This window comes from Telmatobacter sp. DSM 110680, assembly GCF_039994875.1.
Lineage (GTDB): Bacteria > Acidobacteriota > Terriglobia > Terriglobales > Acidobacteriaceae > Telmatobacter.
On record NZ_CP121196.1, the window covers coordinates 876724 to 898463 of the forward strand.

General features: G+C 58.8%; 15 protein-coding genes. 5 read left to right on the top strand and 10 right to left on the bottom strand.

All coding sequences use genetic code 11. From position 1 onward, the window contains the following. The first annotated feature begins 8 nt into the window (after positions 1-8). The 4 genes from P8935_RS03485 to P8935_RS03500 all read left to right on the top strand — a co-directional run bounded on the left by P8935_RS03485 (position 9) and on the right by P8935_RS03500 (position 8778). Positions 9-2669, top strand: a complete 2661-nt coding sequence (locus tag P8935_RS03485) for an ABC transporter permease (protein ID WP_348263627.1) — start codon at positions 9-11, stop codon at positions 2667-2669. Positions 2670-2679: 10 nt separating this feature from the next. Continuing rightward, positions 2680-5340 (top strand): ABC transporter permease, encoded by a 2661-nt coding sequence (locus tag P8935_RS03490; protein WP_348263628.1) that lies wholly within the window; start codon positions 2680-2682, stop codon positions 5338-5340. 9 nt (positions 5341-5349) lie between these two features. Next, positions 5350-7983, top strand: a complete 2634-nt coding sequence (locus P8935_RS03495) for an ABC transporter permease (RefSeq protein ID WP_348263629.1) — start codon at positions 5350-5352, stop codon at positions 7981-7983. An 84-nt stretch (positions 7984-8067) separates the two neighbouring features. Beyond that, on the top strand, positions 8068-8778 hold the full coding sequence (locus P8935_RS03500; protein ID WP_348263630.1) for a methyltransferase: 711 nt from the start codon (positions 8068-8070) through the stop codon (positions 8776-8778). Here P8935_RS03500 and P8935_RS03505 read toward each other — a convergent pair. The 6 genes from P8935_RS03505 to P8935_RS03530 all read right to left on the bottom strand — a co-directional run bounded on the left by P8935_RS03505 (position 8756) and on the right by P8935_RS03530 (position 13503). Beyond that, positions 8756-9187 carry a DUF4260 domain-containing protein gene (locus P8935_RS03505; RefSeq protein WP_348263631.1) on the bottom strand — a complete coding sequence of 144 codons (432 nt, stop codon included), beginning with the start codon at positions 9185-9187 and terminating at the stop codon, positions 8756-8758. The genes P8935_RS03500 and P8935_RS03505 overlap by 23 nt on opposite strands. A 137-nt stretch (positions 9188-9324) precedes the next feature. Continuing rightward, positions 9325-9621 (bottom strand): HU family DNA-binding protein, encoded by a 297-nt coding sequence (locus tag P8935_RS03510; protein ID WP_348263632.1) that lies wholly within the window; start codon positions 9619-9621, stop codon positions 9325-9327. A gap of 378 nt (positions 9622-9999) precedes the next feature. Further along, positions 10000-10785: a DUF2461 domain-containing protein gene (locus tag P8935_RS03515; protein WP_348263633.1), complete on the bottom strand. Its 786-nt coding sequence runs from the start codon at positions 10783-10785 to the stop codon at positions 10000-10002. A gap of 133 nt (positions 10786-10918) precedes the next feature. Continuing rightward, positions 10919-11509, bottom strand: a complete 591-nt coding sequence (gene ruvA / locus P8935_RS03520; protein WP_348263634.1) for a Holliday junction branch migration protein RuvA — start codon at positions 11507-11509, stop codon at positions 10919-10921. 163 nt (positions 11510-11672) lie between these two features. Next, a complete protein-coding gene (locus P8935_RS03525; protein WP_348263635.1) occupies positions 11673-12905 on the bottom strand; it encodes a glycine C-acetyltransferase in 1233 nt (410 codons plus the stop codon). 61 nt (positions 12906-12966) lie between these two features. Continuing rightward, positions 12967-13503 (bottom strand): TlpA disulfide reductase family protein, encoded by a 537-nt coding sequence (locus P8935_RS03530; RefSeq protein WP_348263636.1) that lies wholly within the window; start codon positions 13501-13503, stop codon positions 12967-12969. 201 nt (positions 13504-13704) lie between these two features. Here P8935_RS03530 and P8935_RS03535 point away from each other — a divergent pair, with 201 nt between their 5' ends. Next, a complete protein-coding gene (locus P8935_RS03535; protein ID WP_348263637.1) occupies positions 13705-14799 on the top strand; it encodes a hypothetical protein in 1095 nt (364 codons plus the stop codon). A 77-nt stretch (positions 14800-14876) separates the two neighbouring features. Here P8935_RS03535 and P8935_RS03540 read toward each other — a convergent pair whose 3' ends face one another. The 4 genes from P8935_RS03540 to P8935_RS03555 all read right to left on the bottom strand — a co-directional run bounded on the left by P8935_RS03540 (position 14877) and on the right by P8935_RS03555 (position 21705). Beyond that, positions 14877-15839 (bottom strand): Ig-like domain-containing protein, encoded by a 963-nt coding sequence (locus P8935_RS03540; RefSeq protein WP_348265306.1) that lies wholly within the window; start codon positions 15837-15839, stop codon positions 14877-14879. Positions 15840-16046: 207 nt separating this feature from the next. Further along, complete coding sequence (locus P8935_RS03545) at positions 16047-18686, bottom strand: ABC transporter permease (RefSeq protein ID WP_348263638.1); 2640 nt, start codon at positions 18684-18686, stop codon at positions 16047-16049. Between the two features lie 21 nt (positions 18687-18707). Further along, entirely contained in the window at positions 18708-21347 is a 2640-nt protein-coding gene (locus P8935_RS03550) for an ABC transporter permease (protein WP_348263639.1), read from the bottom strand. A gap of 31 nt (positions 21348-21378) precedes the next feature. Continuing rightward, positions 21379-21705 carry a PadR family transcriptional regulator gene (locus P8935_RS03555; protein WP_348263640.1) on the bottom strand — a complete coding sequence of 109 codons (327 nt, stop codon included), beginning with the start codon at positions 21703-21705 and terminating at the stop codon, positions 21379-21381. Between the last annotated feature and the right edge of the window lie 35 nt (positions 21706-21740).

Consider the following 21740-nt stretch of genomic DNA (forward strand, 5'->3'; position numbering starts at 1 on the left):
GAGAGGCAATGCGAAAACTCCGTGCGCTTTGGATTCGCTTCACCGGCTTGCTGCGCCCTCGCCGCACCGACGACGAGTTTTCCCAAGAGCTCGACTCGCACATTGGCATGCACGTTGACGAAGCTCTGCGCTCCGGACTGAGTCCTGACGAAGCGCGCAGGCGAGCCCTCATTCAACTCGGAGGCGTAGAACAAGTCCGCCAGGCACAGCGCGAACGCACCAGTCTTCCTTGGATCGAAAACCTGGTGCGCGATCTGCGTTATGCCGTTCGGAGGCTCGCCAAGCACCCCGCCGTTACTGCTATCGCCATCCTTTCGATCGGTCTCGGTATCGGCGCCAATGCCACCATTTTCTCGATGGTCAATCGATTCGTTCTGCGCCCAGCACCGATGGGCAACCCTACAACGCTGCTAGCATTGCACACCACACATGATGGCGATCGATGCTGCAATTCATTTTCGTGGCCTCTCTATACAGATGTGCGCGATCAGGCCAGGTCCTTTGCCGGAGTGGCTGCCTATTACGAACTGATTCCCGCTTCGATTGGTGGTCCGGGAGAGCCGGAGCGCGTTTGGGGACAGGGCGTGACCGCGAACTTCTTTGACGTCACAGAACTCCACATGGTGCTGGGCCGCGGTTTTACGCCCAGCGAGGAAAGCGCGCCCTCCGTCGTGCTGGGCGAAAATCTCTGGCGGCGCCGCTTCGACAGCGATCCTGCGCTTGTGGGTAAATCCGTTCATATCTCTGGCCGTAACTTTACGGTGGTTGGTATCGCGCCTCCTTCATTCCACGGAGCCGATCAGATCCTCTATACGGAGTTTTGGGTGCCGATAGGAAATATCGGAACGCTCGTCCCCACCGTTCCCGATCAAAAATCACGGCAATTTCATTTCGTGGATGTGCTCGCTCGCCTCGCTCCCGGCGTCTCTCCCACACGGGCCTCTGTCGAGTTGAAAGGGATTGCTAGGCGTCTCGCAAGCGCCTATCCGGATACAGATAAAGGCAGCACTATTGTGTTTGAGCAAGCGGGCTCCTTGCCTTCCAACGTGCGCGGTCCCGTCATCCTCTTCTTCACAGCTTTGACGGTCGTTGTTCTACTCGTTCTCGCGATTGCCGGAGCCAACGTCGCCAATCTGCTGTTCGCGCAGGCCGCGTTGCGTCAGCGCGATATGGCTATTCGGCTTGCAATGGGAGCAACGCGGGCCCGACTGCGCCGCCAGATGTTGATGGAGAGTGTTCTTCTCGGACTTGGTGGTGGTGCGACGGGAGTTCTTCTCTCCCTCTGGTCTACAAATATCCTCTCAGCGATGAGACTGCCCGCACCCGTGCCCATTGATGTCCGCATTGATGAGGACTGGCGCGTATTGGCCTTCGCATTCGCACTCAGCGTTGTAAGCGGAGTGGTGCTGGGCGTAGCGCCTGCGTGGGCTGCCTCGCATCCACGGCTGGCAAATTCCCTGAAGGGCGAAGATGCGCTGGCGCGGCCTGGCCGCCCCCTCAGCCTGCGCAACATACTCATCGTGGTTCAGATCGCGATGTCGGTGGTTTTGCTTTCCCTCACGGGACTCTTCCTTCGGAGCCTCGGGAGCGCGGCAACAATTGATATCGGTTTCCGTCCACAAGGATTGCTCAAAATGTCAGTTGATCCGCGCGTTCACGGGTATACGGCAGAACGCACGGCGCAGTTTTTCGGGCAGATCAGGCAACGCGTCGCGGCGCTCCCCGGCGTGGATGCGGTTGCCTGCACCGATGTCGCTCTCCTCTCGGATGGAAATCGCAGCGACGCATTTTCTGTCGCAGCTAACCCAGGGAGTGGTCCCGCGCCTGTCGACGCGGATCTCTATATGGTCACTCCTGGATTCTTCGACGTTATGGGCATTCCGCGTCTATCGGGCAGCGACTTCGGCGACGAAAAATCCGCAGCGATCAACACAGCCGTGGTAAGCCAATCCTTTGCCGAGCGCGTCCTCGGGCAGAAAAATCCCCTTGGACAACGGATTACGGGAGGAGGCACCACCTACGAGATCATTGGTGTCGTCGGCAATGTCAAATCTCGATCTCTGGGCGAAGATATCCGTCCCGTGCTCTACCGCTCACTCAATCAAAGCATCGCAGCAGACCCTTCCCTGATGGGTTACACCCTGCTTGTGCACACTTCGCGCAATCCCGCATCGCTCGAGCAATCGGTGCGTCGCGAGATCCACGTCCTCGACCCAGCGATGGCTATTTATGGCGAAGAGACCATGGAAGAGCATGTGCGTACGGCATATTTCCTGCCGCGGCTTGCCGCCACGCTCTTTGGCGTTTTCGGCTTTATAGGACTGTTGCTCGCAGCGGTCGGTCTCTACGGCGTGATGAGTTACGCCGTTAGCCGCCGAACTCGCGAGATTGGAATCCGCATGGCGCTCGGGGCGCGTCCCGGCCTTGTCGAACGACTCGTCGTTCGACAGGGAATGGTGCTGGCCATCATCGCGATGGTAATCGGCTGGCCCGCCGCATGGATGCTTTCAAGACTCGCGTCGAGTTTTCTTTATGGAATTCAGCCGCACGATTCGCTGACTTTTACGATTGTCCCGCTGTTTCTTGCAGGAGTCGCGCTGGTTGCCTGCTGGCTTCCCGCGCGGCGTGCAGCTTCCATCGATCCCGTGCAGGCATTGCGCACGGAATAGGAGATTACCCATGAGGTCACTCAAGGCGTTGTGGCTGCGATTTCGCGGCGTCTTTGTACGCCGGAAGGCTATGGAATTTGACGCCGAGCTGGAAAGTCATATCGCAATGGACGCTGACGACGCGATGCGCGCCGGACTTAGCAGCGAAGAAGCGCATCGCCAGGCTCTGCTGCGGCTGGGCGGCGTCGAGCAGACCCGGCAGGCATTTCGAGACCGTGCCACTCTCCCGCCCGTCGAAAGCGTATTGCAAGACCTCAGCTTTGCCGTGCGTCAGATGCGCCGTGCGCCGGGTTTCACGATCACCGCGGTGCTGACCCTGGCCCTCGGCATCGGCGCAAATGCGATCATCTACACCCTTGTCGATTGCATCTTGTTGCGCCCGTTGCCCTACGCTCGCCAGGATCGCCTCGTGCGTATTTCCGGTGAGAATTCGCCAACCTTCCCCAAAGGCTGGATTCGCGAGCTTGGCGCGCATGCGACTGCGCTCAAGGCCGTCGCAGGTTATGGGCCCGATGCCGAATCGAACATCTCAGAGTCCGATATACCTGATCGCGTTTTCGGCGCGATGGTCACTGTGAACTCCTTCGACACGCTGGGAATTCATCCCGAACTCGGCAGCTTCTTTTCCGCAGCGGACGCGAATGCAGGTGAGGATCACGATGTCGTCCTCAGCTACGGCTATTGGCGACAGCACTTCGACGCGGATCCCTCGGCAATCGGACGGCAGATCCGCATTGACGGCGTGTCGCGCAGAATTATTGGGGTGATGCCGATCGGTGTTCACTTTCCTTACGCTGACACGCAATTCGTGATTCCAGTTTCCTACCGCGGCGGCGATGTCTTCGATCCCTGGAGCGATTTCAATCTTCGCGCATTTGGGCGACTCGCAGATGGAGCCACTCCCGCGCAAGCGCAGGCAGAGTTGCGCAGGCTGCATGCGGTGCTCCTTCCCATTTTCCCTTTTCGGATGCCGGACATCTGGGCTTCGGATATGACGGCCGTGCCGCTGCTCGAATCGCAGACCGGCTCGATGCGTCCGCGGCTGCTGCTGCTATTCGGCGCAGTGGGACTTATTCTTCTGATTGCCTGCGCGAATGTGGCCAACCTCATGCTGGCGCGCGCCACTGCGCGTGAGCGCGAGATTGCGGTCCGCAGCGCTCTGGGCGCTTCGGGACGTCGGCTTGTCCAGCAACTCCTGTCAGAAAGCGTCGTCATGGGATTGACGGCCGGCGCCGTGGGCCTCGGCGCGGCTCTCGCGAGTCTCAGGCTGTTTGTGCATCTGTTACCGGCAGATACACCGCGCATTCAGGATGTGTCGCTGCATTTCGGAGATATCACGTTCACGCTCTGTGCATCCGTACTCGCCGGACTAATGTTTGGCCTCATCCCATCGATCAAGATGGCCTCGATGAACTTGCTGAGTACGCTTCGAATCGGCGGCAGAACTCTGCTGGGCACCGGTTCGCGATTCGGCCTGTCCATGTTCCTGGTCGTAGCGCAGATCGGCCTCACCGTTGTAGTGATCACTGCAGCCGGATTGGTGCTGCACAGCTTGTATCGGCTCACCCGCGTCGATCCGGGATTCCGTGCAGACCATACCGTTACCGCCGAGGTTTCGCTGGATGCGGCAGCCTGCAAGCAAAAAGGGCGCTGCCAATCCTTCTTCACATCTCTGCTGGATCGGGCGCAAGGGATTGCCGGCGTGGAGAGCGCGGCACTAGTCGACTCGCTACCATTGAGCGGTCGCGAAAATAACTATATTTACGACGCAGAAGATCATCCGCGTGATGCACGGCAGGGAGCACGCCTTGCCACGAGCCGCATTGTTTCTACCGGCTACTTCAACGTGCTGAATCTCCATCTGCTTCGCGGACGCTTGCTCGATGCACAGGATGCCTCGGGCACCACCCAAGCTGTGGTCGTCAACGAGAGCATTGCGCAGCGGCTCTGGCCCAATCAGGACCCGCTGGGCAAGCACCTGTTGAGTGTCGAGGATGAAAGCGCTCCGGCGGTGTGGAACGCCGAAAAGGCATCGATCGTTGTGGGGGTTGTGCGCAACGCGCGGGAAGGCGGTCTGGAAGAGGGATTCAAGGACGAGGTTTTTCTTCCGATGACACCGAGCCGTGAACAGCCGGTGATGTACGCAATGCTGCGTACGCACACCACCGCTTCTGAAGCTGCGGCAGGTCTTCGTAGCGCCGTGGCGGGCATCGACTCGCTGGTGCCGATCACGCGCGTGCGCTCTCTCGATGAGGTCGTTGCGACGTCGGTCGCCGCTCCGCGAGCTCTGGCGATGTTGCTGGTTGGATTTGGCGGTCTGGCCGTGATCATCGGCGCCGTCGGCGTTTATAGCCTCATCTCGTATATGGTTAGCTGGCGCACGCGGGAGATCGGGCTACGCCTGGCATTAGGCGCGCAGCGGTGGCAGATCGTGTTGAGCGTCGTGCGGCAGAGTCTCATTCTCGCCGGAGCCGGATGCGTGATCGGACTCGCGGGTTCCGTCGCACTCAGCCGTCTGCTGCATAGCTTCCTCTTTGAGGTCAGCACGCTAGATCCCGTGACGTTCTGCCTCATTCCTCTTTTGATGGCGCTCGTCGCGCTTGTTGCCGCGTGGATTCCCGCACGCCGCGCCGCTGCCGTCGATCCCATGGAGGCACTGAGAGCAGACTAGGAGGTCGGAATGCCAAAGATACGTGCGCTATGGTTCAGGCTCTGTGCGCTGTTCTCGCCGCATCGAAGCGTCGAACAGTTTGACGCGGAACTCGAGAGCCACATCGAACAAGACATCGACGAAGCGGTTCGATCAGGTCTGAATAAGTCCGAAGCTCGTCGGCAGGCGCTCCTGCGTCTCGGAGGCGCCGAACAAGCTCGCCAGGCTTATCGCGACCGGGCCACGCTGCCCTGGCTTGAGAGCGTGCTGCGCGACGTTCGTTATGCATTGCGGGGTTTTCGGCGAAATCCAGTGTTTGCAGTCGCAGCGATTCTTACGCTCGCGCTTGGAATCGGCACGACGGCTGCGGTCTTCAGCGTGGTCGATCGCATCCTGTTTCGGCCGCTGCCTTATGCGCACGACGATCGGCTGGTGTCGGTGGGACTTACCGCTCCGATCATTCCGCAGGAGTTCGTGCTGGGAGGGTGGTACTACGAATGGCGCGATCATCAGACACCCTTCGCCGCACTCACCTCTGAGGCCGGCGTGAATGCATGCGATTTGACCGAACACAATCCGGCGCATCTGAGCTGTGCCAGCGTGGACGCCAATTTCCTTCCCTGCCTTGGAATCTCGCCCATCCTTGGCCGCAATTTCATTTCCGAGGAAGATCGGCCCAATGGTCCGAAGGTCGCGTTGATTTCGTACAGTTTGTGGAGCAGCCATTTCAATCGTGACCCTGGCGTTGTGAACCGGCTGATCGATATCGATGGCAGTCAGGTGCGGGTGATCGGCGTGTTGCCCAGTAACTTCGAGATGCCTGCATTGGAGCAAGCCGATCTGCTGGTGCCGCAAGCGGTCGACGAAAGCAAGGTAGAACCGGATCGGGTGATGTTTGCCTTCGCGCGACTCAAACCAGGCATCACGGTGGCGCAAGCAGCGGAGCAACTGCAACCCGAGTTCAACTACGCTCTTAGCCAGGCGCCCGCCCGCTTTCGCAGTGAGGTACACCTCCGCGTGCGCTCGGTACGAGAGCGGCAGATGCAGGATGCCCGCGAGGCAGCATGGGTATTGTTTGGAGCCGTGTTGGCCGTGTTGCTGATTGCCTGCGCCAACGTGGCAAGCCTTTTGTTAACGCGCGCCACGGCACGTGAGCGGGAACTAGCCGTGCGTTCAGCGCTGGGAGCGAGCCGAAATCGATTAATCCGCCAGGCACTCGTCGAGTCAATAATTCTGTCCGTATCGGGCACCGCGGCGGGATGTGCCCTGGCCCAGGGACTGTTGTACGTGTTCGTTGCCATGGCGCCTTTGGGCCTGCCGTTTCTCCACCGCGCCCAGTTGGATGGGCGCATCTTAGTCTTCACTGTGGTGCTTGCGTTAATGTGTGGGCTGGCGTTCGGGATCATTCCTGCTCTGCAACGACCACGTTCCATTGCTCTGGCTGCGCGAGCACTGCCTTTGGGCGCGCGGGCCGGGATGCGGAGGATATTGGTCGCTGGCCAGATTGCCGTCAGCATGATCCTGCTTGCCGGGGCTGCGCTGCTGGTGCGCAGCTTTACGAGCTTGCAGATGCAACCACTCGGCATGCAGACGTCTGGCGTGGTCACGGCAAGCATTTCTTTGAACCGGTACACATTCACCACGCCGCAGTCGCGGATGCAGTTCTTCCTGCAGGCTGAAGCGGCACTGCGAAGGCTGCCTGGAGTGGCTGCGCTGGCACTCAGCGACACGGTACCTCCGGGCGGCTATCATCGCGACCACATTTACAACATCATGGAGGTTGCGGGGCGTCCTCCGTTGACGGGCGGAACGGGTGGTATGGTGGCATGGCGTTGGGTAACCCCTGATTACTTCAAGGCCCTCGATATACCAATTCTGCGCGGGCAGAATTTCACTGAAACGCAGCGCACATCAAACGAACACTTCATGATTATTAGCAGTTCACTGGCTTCGCGATTGTTTCCCGGCCAGAATCCGCTGGGCCAGCGCGTGAAGCCGGTGCCGGGCGGCCCCTGGTTCACAGTCGAGGGCGTGGCGGCAAACGTCAAAAACTCCGGGCTTAGCGAGGAGGATGAGCCGGAGTATTACCAATTGTGGCGAGCTGAAGCGGAGGATTGGCAACAGCCGCATTCGGCAGCGTTTGTGGTGAAGACAACACTTCCACCAACTGCGATGTCAGAATGGATCCGAACGCAAGTGAGCGCCCTCGATCCAACAGTGCCTGTGGAGATTGAGACGTTGAACGAGCGTGTAAGCGGGCTCGCCGATCGCCCCCGGTTCGAGACAGCATTGATCAGTTTCTTTGCGGGCATAGGATTGTTGATGGCCATCATCGGGCTTTATGGAGTTGTATCGTTCATGGCTGTACAGCGCACGCAGGAGATCGGCATTCGAATGGCACTCGGCGCAACGCACGCTGATGTTTTGCGTCTCATCTTGAGCGAAGGCTTTCGCCTGGTCCTGATCGGTGGTGCAATTGGGCTGCTAGCGGCGCTCGTGTTATCGCGCGTCCTCCAAAGTGTGCTTTTCAGTGTCAGCCCGCACGATCCTGCAAGCTTCGCCGCTGTCACGGTCCTTTTGGCGCTGGTGGCTCTGATCGCGATTCTGATCCCTGCGCGCTCCGCAATGAAAACGGATCCTGTGACCGCGCTGCGCTGGGAGTAAAGAGCCGTCGTATCGCTGCGTCGGATGATAAACTCCGGCGCAAGGATATACATGCGAGCGAGTGCAATTGAGTTCCGGCTGCGAATGCTTATCAACGCGGCCATAATCATTCTTGGATTCTGGGCGCCTTGGATCGAGCCTTGGCACATCGGCCGCCGCATCTCACTGCTGGAGTGGCTTGCACTCGAGCTCAGTCGCACCGGCATCGCGTCCTTCTCAACCGGAACAACCGCACTTCTCATCTTGGCCTCGCTGATCGCAGCCAAAGCGGTCCTTTTTCGCGTCTGGGGAGCGGCCTATCTTGGCCCCACCACGGTAAACAGCGGCAGCATGGTGGCCGGCGAAGTAATGGCCGACGGTCCGTATCGCTACATGCGCAACCCTCTCTACATCGGCCTTTTGTGCATGGTCATCGCATTGGCGTTCCTGATGCCGGTCACCGGAGCAGCATTTGCCTTAATCCTCATCACTGCCTTCTCCATCCGGCTTACTCTCGGCGAGGAAGCATTTCTCACCGCGAAGATAGGCGAGCCTTACGCTGCTTACCTCCATGCAGTGCCTCGCTTCATTCCGCGATTTCGCGGCGCACCCGTGCCGGCAGGCACAAAGCCGCAATGGCTCCGCGCCTTCGTGGCAGAGCTAACGCCCATCGGCGTCCTTGTCGCGATTATTGTTTATGCGCGCAACTATGATCCGCAACTGACGGGCCGCATCATCCTCATCTTTTTCGGAGCGTCCCTGGTGGTGCGCGCATTTCTGCCGCGCGTGAACGTTAACCCCGAGCCGATGAAGTAGCGTTACGCTTTCCCAGGCGGCCAAGGTGCGTGAATCCGAATCCGTCTGAATACTTCAGGCCGTATCCCAGCATCCGATCCACTCCGATGTGATTAGCCCAGATGAGCGCGAACGGCAGAACTGCATTCACATGCAGAACCAATCCACTCAACGCCAGCACTCCCGGCACAACATAGGCGTGCACCGCGTTGTAACACCGCGCACCCCAACATGGCCGGTAAAGATAGCCCAGCATCGACAGGTCGGGCGTCAGCCACAGCGCCGCAAACAGCCACCAGCTCGCGCCCGTCCGCGCATACAGCACCGCAGTCACGGCGGCTACCGCCAAGCCTTCAAGTCGAAGCAACGTGAGCACCGATCCGGTAGCCGCGGCACTCGTTTGAATCAGGGCGTTCGTTTGAGTTGCCATTCCTCTTCGATGTATGCAACCCGCAAAGGTGCGCAAATTTTCAGTGCAGATTTCCAAAGGAACAGAATCGCGCAATGAAGAAGGGGAAGAGCGCGAGCTCTTCCCCTTCTTGTACGGCACCCTTCAGGAAAAGGGAACTACTTCTTTGGCGGCGCGATGGTGTCCTTGGCCGACTTCGCCACGCGGAACTTCACCACGGTCTTCGCCTTGATCTTGATTGCCTCGCCCGTCTGCGGGTTGCGGCCCATGCGCGCTTTGCGCTCCGCCTTTACGAGGCGGCCGATGCCGGGGATTACGAATACGCCGTTCTTCTTCGTCTCCTTGATTGCTGTTTCAGCCAGAAGATCAAGGAAAGCGGCCGATTGTTTGTTGGTCAGTTCGAGCTTCTCGGCCATATGCCGGGTAAGTCCAGTCTTGGTCATTCCAGTTGCCATGTGATGTTCTCCTTCGCAATTTGTTGCCTGGTATCCCGCCGCCCGGCATCTTCAGCAAGTTCTAAGAAGCCATAAAGCGAACCGCATGGGGTAGTGCGACCTCAAGCGTTTCCTTACCCTGTTGCCGAAACGCCTGGAGGCAACGTAGTGCACAAAACCCCTGTATTCATGCGGGTTCGCGAGAACCCTGTCGTTCGTAACAATGCGGCTTTGGGTAGCCCAAAGTCAAGGTAAAAACGTTGGTTTTCCACAGTTTTCTTGGGTTTTTGTGGGTATTTAGGCCGAAAACGCCTGTTTTAGCGGGTTTTTGCGGTTTCAGGTGGCCGGAAACCTCAAAAATACAGGCAAATTCGGTTCTTCATCCGGACCTATTTTCGACTAATGCAAGCCAAAAAGCACTTTGCGTTTTGGTGCGGCAGCGGCAGCAATCGGCGTATTCAGCGCGTCCACCATCGGCGCCAGCAGCTTTAAGTGCTTCACCAGAACCTTTGCAAAATCCTTTCGCTGCGCCGCCCCAACGGGGAGCGTTGTGCTCAAGCCCCACTGTTTACAGCGAATCAGATCCATTCCCGGATGATCTGCAGGAAAGCCCTTAGGTGGGCGGCTCAGCGCTTCGCCCTCGAATTCGCTGAAAGTCTTGCGCACCGCGGGCTTCTTCAAAATCTTTCGAAAATCTTCGTGGTTGTCGAGCAGCCAGTTTCGGATCGCTGCCAATTGTTCCTTTTCGGGCATGTATGCACCCGCGGCAATCACCACACCCTTGGGGCTCACCTGAAAGTAATACCCTGCTCCCGAAGTTTTCTCCAGACCCTGGTGCGACCACCACGCAGCAACGTGCGTTTTGTACGGCCGCTTGTCGTGGCTGAAGCGCGTGTCGCGATAGATGCGGAACAAGCTCTTTTCCGCGGGACGAATATGCTGTGGCGCAAAGTCAATCATTGCATCGGTGATCTTGCGAACGATCAACAACATTGGTTCCTTCAGTTGCGCTTCAAACTGCGGCTTGCGCGGCGTAAACCAATCGCGATCGTTGTGCTTGGCCAGGTTGCGCAGAAATGTAATCGCTTCAGGTCGAAGATAGGGCGCCGGTGCTGCAGGAGATGATTTAGTTGCGCGTGGCATACGCATGTCAGTGTAGGCGAGTGTGCGATGCGGTGCATGCACAGCCCGCGTATTTCCTGAGGAAAACGAAATTCTGCTTTCCTGATTCGAGTGTCTCAATTGTTGAAACGCGTTCAACGTCGCGAATCCGCGGCGTACGACATCGGCCTCTACTAACTAGGAGCTCTGCGTCTTGTCAGCGAATTACCTTCAGCGCCGCGCGGAACAGCCCATCGAAATCCCCAGCGAGCGCCTTGTCTTTTGCTACGGACTGCTCGATCGCCTTCTCTGCCGCAGGCCGCTGATAGCCAAGATTCGTCAGCGCTGAAAGCACATCATCCACCGCCGGCCCGGCAACCGAACTCGGCGTTGGAGCAACAGCGAAGTCTTCCAGCTTGTCTTTTAACTCCACCACAAGCCGCTCTGCCAGCTTCTTGCCCACGCCGGGAACGCGCGTCAACTGCGCATGATCCTGTGCGCGAATCGCCTGCACCGTCCGCTCCGGCGCAAGCCCGCTCAGAATCTTGATGGCCAGCTTGGGCCCCACGCCGCTCACCGTAATCAGGCGCTCGAATAGCCGCTTCTCTTCGCGATCGAGAAAACCAAACAACGCAATCTGGTCTTCGCTCACCTGCGTGTGGATGTGCAGCGAGGTCTCCGCGCCTACGCTTGGCAGCGCCGTAAATGCCGGCACGGAGATAACGACGTCATATCCCACGCCGCCAGCCTCGACAATGGCCTGGCCTGGCTCTTTGTGAATCAGCTTGCCCCGCAGATGCGCGATCATTGTTCCCCAAATCCAGATTCTCTAACCGTTGAAAACTGTCGGTGTCATCCTGAGCGCAGCACGCTCGGGGCCCCGCGGACTTGGGTCCGTGGGGTAAGCGGAGCGAAGGATCTGCTTTTCCGGTGTGCTGTCATCACAGAATCCTCAACTGATTGCGCAAACGCTATTGTAGAAGCCCCATCCGCTTGGCGACCCGTTCCAGCGTCTCCAGCGCACGATCGAGCTGCTCCTTCGTGTGTTCGCTGGTCAGGATCAGCCGAATGCGTGCCTTGCCTTCCGGCACTGTCGGAAAAGCAATCCCCGTTCCCATCACGCCTTCGTCAAACAGCGCTCGCGAGAAATCCATCGCCGCGCGTCCTTCGCCGACTATCACCGGCGTAATCGGCGTTTCAGTCGCTGGAGTGTTTACGCCGCCGATGTTAAATCCCGCGTTTTTAAGCTGGCCCTGAAAATACCTGGTGTTCTTCCACAGCCTATCGATGCGCTCCGGCTCAGTCTCCAGAATGTCGAATGCCGCGATGCAACTGGCTGCCACCGACGGCGGATGCGAAGTCGAAAAGAGAAATGGCCGCGCGCGATGGTAGAGGAAATCGATCAAGTCTTTCGACCCACACACATATCCACCCAGCGACCCAATGGCCTTTGACAGCGTGCCCACCTGCACATCCACGCGCCCATGCATGCCGAAGTGATCGATGCTGCCGCGCCCATTGCGTCCAAGCACGCCTGATGCATGCGCATCATCGACCATCATGATGGCGCCGTACTTCTCCGCCAGCTTCGCTAGCTTATCAACCGGCCCGATGTCGCCGTCCATCGAGAACACGCCGTCGGTGATAACAAGCTTGTGTCCCGGTTCGTTGGCAATCTCCTTCAGCAATTCTTCACAATGATCGGCATCCTTGTGTCGGAAGACCTTGATCTTTGCGCGTGACAGCCGTGCGCCGTCAATGATGCTGGCGTGATTCAACTCATCGGAGAGAATGAAATCTTCCTTGCCGAGGATCGCGCTTACGGTACCTGCATTGGCTGCGAACCCGCTCTGGAAGACGACACATGCCTCAACGTTTTTGAAGCGCGCAATCCCCTCTTCCAATTCCATATGGATGCGCATCGTTCCCGCGATCGTCCGCACTGCGCCCGAGCCCACTCCAAGTTCCTTCGTGGCCTTCAGCGAAGCCTCAATGAGCTTGGGATGATTTGCCAGCCCCAGGTAATTGTTGCTGGCCAGGTTGATCACCTCGCGGCCGTCATAGTGACACACCGGCGCCTGCTGGTCGTCCAGCACTCTCAGCTTGAAATGTGTACCTTTCGCCTTGAGCTCATCCAGCACAGCCGTCAGATAAGCAAGTTGCGGACGCGTCGTTGTCTGCGGACGAGTAGCCGTCTCCGTCATACCAATTCACCTCAACCTGAAAGGATAGCGGAAAAGGCTGAACAACTGCGGAGACGCGCTGTTAATAACGTTTTGCGAGAGCAGTGGGAGCTTCGCCATTTTTGCCGCCGAGCAGCCAGTCTACCGGCTTGCGCACGTCGTCTTCCTTGGCTTCTCCCATCACGCGCGCCACTGCGTCGCCATTCTCGTCAAGCACGATGGTGCCTGGCACGATGTCACCCAGGCCGAAGCTGCCGAGCGTATCCGTGTCCGCATTCACCCAGCTGTCGAATGAGAGGTGCAGTCTAGCGAGGGTATTTGGAATCTTCGCTCGATCCTTGGCCGCATCAATGGAAATGAAGACAAAACTGACAGGCTTGCCTGCGTAGGAGGCAGCGATCTGCGATAAGCGCGGCAATTCCTCCTGGCAGGGTCCGCACCACGTCGCCCAGAAGTTCACCACTACAATCTGTCCACGCAGGGAGGAAATTTTGTGGGTCTTGCCGTCCAGCGTTTTGAACGCCGGGTCTGGCAGACGCTTTGCCGTCAGTGAAGCCGGCAGCAGAGCAAACGCCACAAGCAAGGTTAGTCCTGCTGTTGCAATTCGGTTACGGAGCATCGTTCCTGACGATAACGGCTGCAACAGGAATTCGACTCCACCGAAAGTATGAGTGGACACTCGTCACGATGACCGACGTATTTGCTGCCACCGCACTGCTACTGTCATCAGGATTCCTCACACAGGTTTTCCCCGTCCTGTGGTTTGTGCCCCGAGGGGAATTTTGAGGTCAGTTCGGTCTACCTGATTTGGAGAAAACAAATGAAGAACCTCCTGTTGCGGAGCGCAGGTGTCCCCGCTGCGCTGTTTGTCTCTCTCTTCTGCCTGCAACCTGCTGCACACGCGCAGGGTTGTGTCGCCGCCCACTCCCCACAGCCCATCATCTCGGGTCTCGATCCGACTAATGAAGCCGCGATCGCGCATTCGGCGGGAACGAATTTCCTGCATGGACTTACGATTTCGACTGGTTACCGCGTTTACAACTCCTACAAGCACTACATTGGAACGGTCTACCAGATCCAGCGGCAGACGCAGCACTCCGCAGTCGTCAACCACGTAAACCTTGTTGAGATGGATTTGAATTACCAGGTCACGCCGCGTCTGAGCGTGATTGCAACAGTACCGGCGATGGAGGCCACGCGCCATGGCCAGAGCAGCCCGTTGAACATCTATCGCTCTGGCGGCATCGGCGATGTCACGGTCGGCGTGCAGTCGTGGGTGTGGCGTCCCCCGACAGAGAGCCACGGCAACGTCGCCTTTTCCGCGCAGTTGAAACTGCCTACAGGCATCAACGATGCGAAGGGAACCAAGACTTCATCGAATGGGTCGAAGATCATTCTGCCCTTTGACGAGTCGATCCAACCGGGCGACGGCACGTGGGGATTCAGCCTCGCCACCGAAGCCTACCGCGAACTCTATTGGCACACTTCGACGTACTTCACGGGATCTTGGCTCTTCAGTCCCCAAGACACGACGGGCGTTATCACGGGCCGTCCGGCTCCCGGAGAGGGCGTAGTCTCCGCCACCGATCAGTACCTCTGGCGCGGTGGATTTTCGCGCCCAGTCACCGGCGTTAAGCCTCTGCGCGGCCTCGCCTTCAGCATCGGCGGTCGCATGGAAGGCGTTCCCGTGCGCGATGCCTTCGGATCCAGCAACGGATTCCGCAGGCCCGGTTACGTCATCTCCATCGAACCCGGCATGATGTATTCGCACGGGCGCTACGGGCTTTATGCCAGCGGCCCGTGGGCCATGGAGCGGAATCGCAAGATTAGCGTGACTGACATTGAGAACCACACCCACGGCGACGCAGCGTTTGCTGACTATACGGTGATTGCAGGAATTTCTCGCACTTTCTAGACGCAGCAGTGATCACCGAAACAAGCGGGCCGCATCTGCTGACAGATGCGGCCCGTAGTGTTTGAACGGAATGTGCTTTATTGCGTGACCGTTAGCCCAAAAGTTGTCGTGTGCGTAGTTGCAGTAACGCCATTGCTGGATTGTGCCGCGACCTTAACCGAATAGGTGCCTGCGGGCGTGGGAAGATTTTGTGGCGGCCCGTGGTTTTTGTAGTTATAAAGCGGCGAGCAGGCTGCGGTTCCCAGTACCGAAACAAATGCCACGAGGCCAAGTAGGACAAGCCGGCTGAGGAAGCGACGGCGTCTCGCGCTGAATGCAAGCCCACCCAGCATCAATGTGCCGGGCAACAGAACTGCCCATGCGATGGTCCGCGATTCGCGCTTGACGATGGGATCGGCTTTCGCCAGCGAGGGAGCCTGAGTCGAAAGCACCAGCGAACTGGTGATGGCAGCCGTCGCCCCTACAGGAATCTCAATATTCTCCGGGGTAAAGGTGCAGGCGCTCTGATCGGGAAGGCCCGAGCAGGAGATCGTGACGAACATTGGGCTGGCAAGCGACACCGCGTTGATTGGCGTCACCGATACAATTGCCGATCCAGATTGCCCCTGCTTCAGTGAAAGCGTTCCCGGCGAGATAGAGATCGAAAAATCGGGTGTTGAGCCGGTGACTGCGCGAATCGGCGTGCCCAGAGAACTTGATCCGAGATGAGTCTGATCTCCCGTGTAGACAGCGGACAGCGAGTGATCGCCCGGCGCGAGAGTAATGTTGCCGACCGCTTGCCCCTGAGCATCCAGCGCAAACCCGGCGAGGGGCGTCCCGTGATCGCTGAGTGCAATTGTGCCGGCCACAGGTTGCCCATCCGCGCCTATAACCGTCATTGAAAGCGTGGCTTGCGTCCGCCCATTGAGGTCGTGCGCATCCACAGCAAGCGAAGTCTGCGTGGCCTGTTGCGTGATTGCGCTGATGGCTGCCAGGCACGGCATCGCAACCGCAACCCCCACCACTGCAACCAAGTGAAGCCGCATAGCGCGGCGGAACATACCTATCACGTGCACCTGCTCCAAATTTGAAGAAAATCGTAAGTCGCCCGGGTTTTCGCGCGTATTCCCATTGTATCCGGCGAAGGCGGTCCTAGGGACCAGCCAGCGTGTCAGATTACCAGGAGTCTACGGGAGTTGGACGGACTAGCCCCCAATAGGAAAGAGCTCCGTCTGCCACAAAACCACTCGGGTATCAGATGCTTGAGCCTAGTCCTGCCGCAACAATTGCGCGGGGTTGATGGCGAGCGCCCTTCGCGCCGGAATCCAGGTAGCAATCAGGCCAATCAGGATCATGGCTGCCACTGCCCCGATCAGGACCAGCGGATCACGCGGAGTCGCCTCATACACCAGCGCCGCGAGCAGCCGGCTCGCGAGCACCCCCAGGATTAAGCCAGCCAACGACCCTGAAAGCAGCACAATCATGGGACGCCCTAGCGCCGCTCGCATCAATTGCGCCCGGTGCGCTCCCAAAGCGACCCGAATTCCCAGTTCGCGCAACCGTTTTGAAACCGTGTAAGTCGCCATCCCAAATACCCCGGTAATCGCCAGCATCGCCGCCAGCATCCCCATCACTCCCAGGGTTGCCGTCGCTATCCGTGGAGGAAACAGGGGGAAGGAGAGCCTGTCCGGCCAGGTGCGAAGGCTGAAAGGCAGAGTGGGGTCAATCTCCGTAAGCACGCGATTGAGTGCGCCCGCGATCTCGGAAGGCGGCAGATCAGATCGCACAATCAAGATTGTGTTTGCCTCATGCTCTTGATCCAGGGGAAAAAACATCGCCGGCATCGGATCTTCCGTAAGCATCTCGTACTTGCCGTTCTCGACGATGCCAACAATCAGGTAGTTCGTCTTGTCGCCGCCCAGGAAATGCCGCCCGATTGCCGGCTCGTCACCAAACATCTTGTGGGCGAAGGTCTGATTCACGATCGCGACTTTTGGCGCATTCGCTTTATCGTCCCAGGTGAAATCGCGCCCTCCGAGCAACGTTGTGCCGGCAGCGCGCAAATATCCTGGAGAGATACCGTAGCTCTGCGCAGTCATGACGCTGTTTGAATTGCGCAGGTCAGTGGTTCCCTCGCGATAGACTGACCAATTGCTGCCGCCGCCACCCAGCGGCAACGAATCGATAGTGCCCGCGCCGCTGACGCCCCGAATCTGTGAGGCCGCTTCGATCATGCGTCGCTGTACAGGGAATGCAGAGTTATCGGAGTACCCCGCCATCTGCATATCCGTGTCGGCAACCATCGCCCCTTCTGGAACAAATCCCATCGGTGCGTGGAGAGAGCGTTCCATGCCGCGCAAAGCTACCATCGAAGACGTCAATAGCAGCGCACACAAAGCAATTTGTATCCCCAGCAACAGATCGCGCAACGTGAGCCGCCGCAGAATTCGTGCCGAAGTCGTTCCGCTTTTCAAGGCGTCCGTGGCATCCGTCTGCCAAACCTGCCGCGCCGGTAGAAGTCCCGGAAGAATGCCTGCGGCAAGCGAAAGCAGCACAGCGATCAAGTAGGTTCTCCCGTCGGCAACAACGGTCACGTGAATCGGATATTCGCTGATGGGCTGCCAATGGCTGAGAAATTTGAGCATCCCCGTCGCGATCAATGTCCCCAACGCGCCTCCGGCCAGCGAGACCACGACCGCTTCGGTGAGCAGCTGACGTAGAATGCGCCACCGCGTCGAACCGATGGAGAGACGAATTGCAAGTTCACGGCTACGGTCTGCCGCACGCGCTGCAAAGATGCCCGCAAGGTTGACGCAAGCCGCAAGCAATACGAGCAACGCCAACCCCATAATCGCGGCCAGAAAAGGCTTCGCGGGGCCGCCAAGAACATCTCCCATCAGGCCCGGCTTGACGAGCCTCACCGCAAGTCCGTCATCGTCTGTTGGATTCTCCCGCGTCATCTGATGCGCGACAGCGAGGAGATTGTCTTCAGCCTGTCGCGGCGTAACGCCCGGTTTCAGCGGACCGATCACGAAGAGCCCATGGTTGCCGCGCTTGGTGAGAAAGCTGTAGCCCTCTACTTGTTGTTCGTTCACCATGGGCATCCAGAATTCCGGCCAGAAAAATATCTCCGTTCCATGGAATCCCTTGGGCGCAACCCCGAGGATGGCGAACGGATGCTTGTTGAGATCGACTGTGGTCCCGACCACCCGCGGATCGCCATTGAATCGCGAGTGCCACAGCGCATCGCTTAGCACGATATAAGGTGCTGAGTTGGGTCCATGCTCATCGCTTGCATGGAAAAAGCGCCCAAGCTGAGGCTGCACTCCCAGCATGTCGAAGTAGTTGCCTGAGACTTCGTACTCCCACGATTTCTCTGCGTTGCCACCGGAACTCATGCCCGCATAACCCAGTCGATACGCCGCCATATCGGAGAATGCCGAATTGCGTGCTTTGAAGTCCACGTAGTCGGGGTAGGACTGGTTGTCATCGCCTGGCCGCCCGTTTGCCAGCTCAAGCAGACGATCCGCTCCTGTAACATTCAGCGGTCGCAGAAGCATCGCATTCAACACACCAAATACCACCACGTTCGCGCCGATGCCTAACGCCAGTGTCAGGATTACTGTCAACGCGAAACCCGGCGACCTCCGCAATTGCCGACCCGCATAGCGAATGTCACGGCCAAGATCGGCAAGGCTCAGCGTTGCATCCGAAGCCGTCACCCTCTCCTTCGCCACCGTCCGATTGCCAAACCGCAGCACCGCGTCGCGAAGCGCTTCTTCCGGCGACATGCCCGCCGCGACATTAGCATCAATACGCATCGCAATGTGCGCTTGCAATTCCGCGTCGATATCACGATCGACCTGGGCGCGGCGAAACAAATTGGCGAAGCGACGAAAAACGGCCATGGGGAAGTCTCCTGTCTTTGGTTATTCGCCTCTCAAGGCTTGCATCGGATCGACCTTTGAGGCGTGACGAGCAGGAATCCAGCTTGACGCAAGAGCGATCGCAGCAATGGCGGTGGATACTCCGACGAAGATGAAGGGGTCGTGCGGACTGACGCCGCGGAGAAGATTGGCAACGAGCTGGGCGAGGCCAAAAGCCAGCAGCAGACCGCACCCGAGTCCGACAGCCGTGAGCCGCGAAGCTCGGCGCAGAATCATCGCCAGCACGCGCTCCCGCGGTGCGCCCATGGCAAGGCGGACGCCGATCTCTCGCGTTTGTTCACCGACGAGATTGGCCATCACACCGAAGATGCCGATGGCAGCAAGAAAAAGGGCAATGATCGCATCGATTCCGAGCATCACCGAGGCGTCGACAAGCCCGGTCATCGATTCACGTAGCGACTGTTTGTACGTCATGACGGCATCCAGCGGCAACGCGGGATCAAGCGAAACGAGCGCCCTGCGAGCAGATAGAGCAAGGGCTAGCGGATCACCGTCCGTCATGACCGCATACGTCGCGCCGGGTGGCGGCATCTGCGCCGCGTTCATGTAGACGACCGGCTGAATCGACTGATCCCATAAGGAGTAGCTGGCGTCGTCCGCGATGCCGACGATGGTGAGCCATGGTTCCTGCCTGTCAGTCGGGCTGCCCATGCGAATGCGACGGCCGAGGGGGTTCTCGCCACCGAAATACTGTGCCACAAACTTTCTACTGACTACGGCTACTGGCTGGGAGTTCACGACATCACTTCTCTTCAACGCGCGGCCTGCAATCACGGGAAGATGGAAGGCGGTAAAGTATCCCTCGCTGACCGGGATGCGCAGCGCACTTTGAAATTTCCCCGGCACGGCAGGACGGTTTTCGATGGCCATGTCCTGCATCCACCCGTTATCGCTGTAGGGCAGCGCAGTGGTTACGTCAGCGTGCGTGACGCCAGGAAGAGCGTGCAGCCGTTCTAGGCTGTCGGAATACCAGGCAGCAAGTTTCTGAGGCGTATCGTAGCGGGCTGGGGGCAGTGTCACGTTGAAGGTGAGCACCTTCTCGGGTTCGTAAACGTCTCCCAGATGCAGCAGGTGCAACATGCCTTTTGACATCAGCGCCGCGCCGATCACAAGAGCAACGGCGAGAGCAATCTGGGAGACGGCAAAAACGTTCCTGAGACGGCGATGACGCCCTGATCCTGTGGTGCCGCGGGATCCAGACTTCAGCTGGTCCGCCAGGTTCATGCGCATCGCCTCGATGGCGGGCGCAATGCCTGAGATCAATCCCGCGCCCAGTGCGATGAGCAGAGAGAAGGCCATGACCCGGCCATTCAACGAAGTATTGGACCATCCCGCCATGTAGCGTGCGATGCGCGGAGGCATGTTGATGATGAGGAAATGGAGGTAGACGCCGCCCAGGAGCAGGCCCCCTCCAGCACCCACTATTCCCAGCAGGACATTTTCCGTCAGCAACTGGCGCATGATCCTCAAGCGGCTGGCGCCGAGGGCAGAGCGCATCGCAATTTCAGGGCGTCGCGCAATGCCGCGAGCGAACTGGAGGTTGGCAACGTTGGCGCAGACCACCAGCAGCACAAAAAGAGTGGCGCCCATCAGCATCCGGTAATAGAGCGGGGTAGAGTCGCCATTGATGCCGTCGAGCAGCGGCTCAACCTTCACTGACCAGCCGAGGTTGGTCGCAGGATAGTCCTTCGCCAACCGCTCGGCATCGATGCGCATATCGGCCTGCGCCTGCTTGACGGTGACGCCGCTGCGCAGGCGGCCGATCACGAGGTAGTCATGAGCGCTGCGATTTGCAACCTGCTGCGGTGTTGGCGCCAACGGCAGAAAAAGGTCAGCCATCGACGGATATTGCATGGTCTTGGGCATGACGCCAACGATGGTGTATATGCGTTGATCGAGTTCGATCTGGCGGCCCAGGATCGAAGGATCGCCGGCAAAGCTCCGCTGCCAGAAACCGTAATTCAGAACCGCCACGGCATCGTGGCCCGGCTGGCACTCGCTGTCTGCGAAGACCCGGCCCAGCAAGGGTTGCGCGCGGAGCACGCTGAAGAAATTCGCCGACGTCAGGGCCGCCTGCACCTGCGCGGCATCGCCCGCACCGGTCAGACTCATATCGGCATACGTGCGCACTGCCAGTTGCTCGAACGAACGGTTTTGCCGGTTCCAGTCGTAGTAATTCGCCAGCGCGACCGAATGGTAGTTGCCGCTGCCCTGCTCTTCGGCTAGCGTCATCACCCGATTTAGATCTGGCACGGATATCGGATGTAAGACAACGGCGTCCATGCTGCTGAAGATTGCCGTGTTTGCCCCGATACCGATCGCGAGCGTCAACACCGCGGTAATGGCAAACCCCGGCGACTTCACCAGTTGCCGCCCTGCGTAGCGCACGTCAGACCAGCTAGAAGACAGACTCAGAACAGCGTCGGCTGAGGCTACACGCTCGCGCGTAGAAGTCGGATTGCCGAACTGCAACAGCGCCTGCCGCCGCGCCTCCTCCGGCGACATGCCGGCCGCAATATTCGCGTCCATCCGCAGGTCGATGTGCGCCTGCAGTTCTGCGTTGATGTCGCGGTCGATTTCAGAATGACGGAACAAATTGATGAAACGGCGAAATGCGGCCATCCGTGGCCTCCTTACGATGCCCTTACAGTTGCTACGCGTAACGCAGAACGGCTCGTACACCCTTTACAAGCTGTTCGAAGCTTTCCTCGGCCTGCTGCAGTTGACGCCGGCCAGTGGCCGTAAGTTTGTAATACTTGGCACGCCGGTTGGTGTCGGTCATGGCCCATTCTGAGGCGATCCAGCCGCTCTGCTCCATGCGATGAAGAGCCGGGTACAGCGACCCCTCCTCCACGCGCAGCATGTCGTTTGACGCGCTCTGGATGTGCAGCACAATACCGTAGCCGTGCAGTGCGCCGTTCTGGTCCAGCGTCTTTAACACCAAAAGATCAATCGTTCCCTGAAGATCGTTCTTCGCCATTCTCTACCCCTAAGGTTCTTGGTATAGAGAAGTCT

Bases quoted from the DNA above. Each gene is read 5' to 3' on its own strand.
- P8935_RS03485 (WP_348263627.1), top strand. From the start codon at position 9: ATGCGAAAACTCCGTGCGCTTTGGATTCGCTTCACCGGCTTGCTGCGC.
- P8935_RS03490 (WP_348263628.1), top strand. From the start codon at position 2,680: ATGAGGTCACTCAAGGCGTTGTGGCTGCGATTTCGCGGCGTCTTTGTA.
- P8935_RS03495 (WP_348263629.1), top strand. From the start codon at position 5,350: ATGCCAAAGATACGTGCGCTATGGTTCAGGCTCTGTGCGCTGTTCTCG.
- P8935_RS03500 (WP_348263630.1), top strand. From the start codon at position 8,068: ATGCTTATCAACGCGGCCATAATCATTCTTGGATTCTGGGCGCCTTGG.
- P8935_RS03505 (WP_348263631.1), bottom strand. From the start codon at position 9,187: ATGGCAACTCAAACGAACGCCCTGATTCAAACGAGTGCCGCGGCTACC.
- P8935_RS03510 (WP_348263632.1), bottom strand. From the start codon at position 9,621: ATGGCAACTGGAATGACCAAGACTGGACTTACCCGGCATATGGCCGAG.
- ruvA (WP_348263634.1), bottom strand. From the start codon at position 11,509: ATGATCGCGCATCTGCGGGGCAAGCTGATTCACAAAGAGCCAGGCCAG.
- P8935_RS03525 (WP_348263635.1), bottom strand. From the start codon at position 12,905: ATGACGGAGACGGCTACTCGTCCGCAGACAACGACGCGTCCGCAACTT.
- P8935_RS03530 (WP_348263636.1), bottom strand. From the start codon at position 13,503: ATGCTCCGTAACCGAATTGCAACAGCAGGACTAACCTTGCTTGTGGCG.
- P8935_RS03535 (WP_348263637.1), top strand. From the start codon at position 13,705: ATGAAGAACCTCCTGTTGCGGAGCGCAGGTGTCCCCGCTGCGCTGTTT.
- P8935_RS03540 (WP_348265306.1), bottom strand. From the start codon at position 15,839: ATGTTCCGCCGCGCTATGCGGCTTCACTTGGTTGCAGTGGTGGGGGTT.
- P8935_RS03545 (WP_348263638.1), bottom strand. From the start codon at position 18,686: ATGGCCGTTTTTCGTCGCTTCGCCAATTTGTTTCGCCGCGCCCAGGTC.
- P8935_RS03550 (WP_348263639.1), bottom strand. From the start codon at position 21,347: ATGGCCGCATTTCGCCGTTTCATCAATTTGTTCCGTCATTCTGAAATC.
- P8935_RS03555 (WP_348263640.1), bottom strand. From the start codon at position 21,705: ATGGCGAAGAACGATCTTCAGGGAACGATTGATCTTTTGGTGTTAAAG.